Source organism: Nocardia sp. NPDC060220 (assembly GCF_042727815.1).
Classification (GTDB): Bacteria; Actinomycetota; Actinomycetes; order Mycobacteriales; family Mycobacteriaceae; genus Nocardia.
In genome coordinates this window covers 1-1,445 of the sequence record NZ_JBHWZY010001257.1, presented here as the reverse complement: position 1 = coordinate 1,445, position 1,445 = coordinate 1, and the positions used below count along the sequence as shown (strand labels likewise).

The window sequence follows — 1,445 nt, the reverse complement described above, 5'->3', positions numbered from 1 at the left end:
CCTGTGAGCAGCGACATTCCTGGCCGGCCGTTGTCCTCCAGCGCGAGAGGAACGTCCAGCGCGAGAGGAACGTCAGCTGGCAAGTTCGGAGTCGCTGATTTTCTGCGCGAGCGCGGCCTCATCCAGAAAGTACACGTCACGGACAATCTTGTGCGTCTCTGGATCGAAAGTCGAATAGCCGGTGCCGATCCACCGAATCGTCGAACCGGTACCGGCGACGGTACCGGTCATCTCGACCAGCACAACGATGGTGTCACCTTCCAGACAAGACGCGGCAACGCGCGGAGTCCAGTCGGGGAAGGCCGCGATCATCTCCTCGAAGCCGACCGACAGCGCCGATTTGCCACCTTCGATGCCACCTGCACCATTGACGACTACGCATTTCTCATCGAAATACCCGAGGGCTCTTTCGAAGTCGCGCGCGGCGATGGCAGCGCAGATCTCGTTCATTTTCTGGGTGTAGACAGCGAGCGAGGAACTGGACACAGGTTCTCCTTCTGCGAAACCTCAGGTGGGAGCCCGACCATCCACCCGAGCGAGTGACACGTAACACTTTGCAGCGCCGAGTCGCCGATGCCTACACCAACCGACACCGCACTGGCCAGCCACTCGGTGCACGTTGCCCTATGACGGTCGGCATTGCCGTAGGTCTGACGCGTCGACAACGGTGCCGCCGGACAACTCTTGCGCCCAAGGAATACGCTGAAGGTGGCCTGTTGCCTACCGCATGAGTACCTCATGGTCGAAGACGACCCATTTGTGACACAGCGTGACGGACTCGACGTCGCCGCGGAGCTGGATAGTGCAGGTTTCGCGGACGCGGTGGAAATCGGGCGGGGCGGTTTCGGTCGGGTGTATCGGTGTGTGCAACGTGTGGTCGATCGGACGGTCGCGGTGAAGGTGTTGACCGGTGATCACCATGACGACCGGGAACGCTTCTTCCGCGAGGAGCGGGCAATGGCACAGCTGACAGGGCATCCGAACATCGTCGATATGTTCGAAGTCGGCATGACCGTGTCAGGTCTCCCCTACATCGTGATGCCCTACCACGCTCGTGGCTCCCTGGACACACACATCCGTCACATCGGACCACTCCCCCTGGCCGAGACTCTGAGACTGGGGGTGAAGCTCGCCGGCGCACTCGAAACTGCCCATCGCGCCGCTGTGCTGCATCGCGATATCAAGCCGAGCAACATCCTGATCACCGACTACGACCAACCTGCCCTGGCAGACTTCGGGATCGCCCGCATCACCGGCGGCTTCGAAACCTCGACCGGAACAGTCACCGGCTCGCCGGCTTTCACCGCTCCCGAAGTGCTCGCAGGTGCATCGCCCAGCCCAGCATCGGACGTGTACGGACTGGCTGCCACGTTGTTTTGCGCCCTCACCGGCCACGCCGCCTTCGAGCGCCGAAGCGGCGAACAACTGGTGGCACAGTTCGTCCG

2 protein-coding genes are annotated in these 1,445 nt (G+C 62.0%); one reads left to right on the top strand and one right to left on the bottom strand.

The features are described 5' to 3' along the window. Positions 1-72 precede the first annotated feature (72 nt). The gene (locus ACFWF3_RS35840; RefSeq protein ID WP_379318600.1) at positions 73-486 is read right to left on the bottom strand and encodes a nuclear transport factor 2 family protein; all 414 of its coding nucleotides are present in this window, start codon (positions 484-486) and stop codon (positions 73-75) included. A 252-nt stretch (positions 487-738) separates the two neighbouring features. Here ACFWF3_RS35840 and ACFWF3_RS35835 point away from each other — a divergent pair. Beyond that, on the top strand, positions 739-1,445 hold a 707-nt coding region (locus ACFWF3_RS35835), incomplete at its 3' end, for a serine/threonine-protein kinase (RefSeq protein ID WP_379318598.1).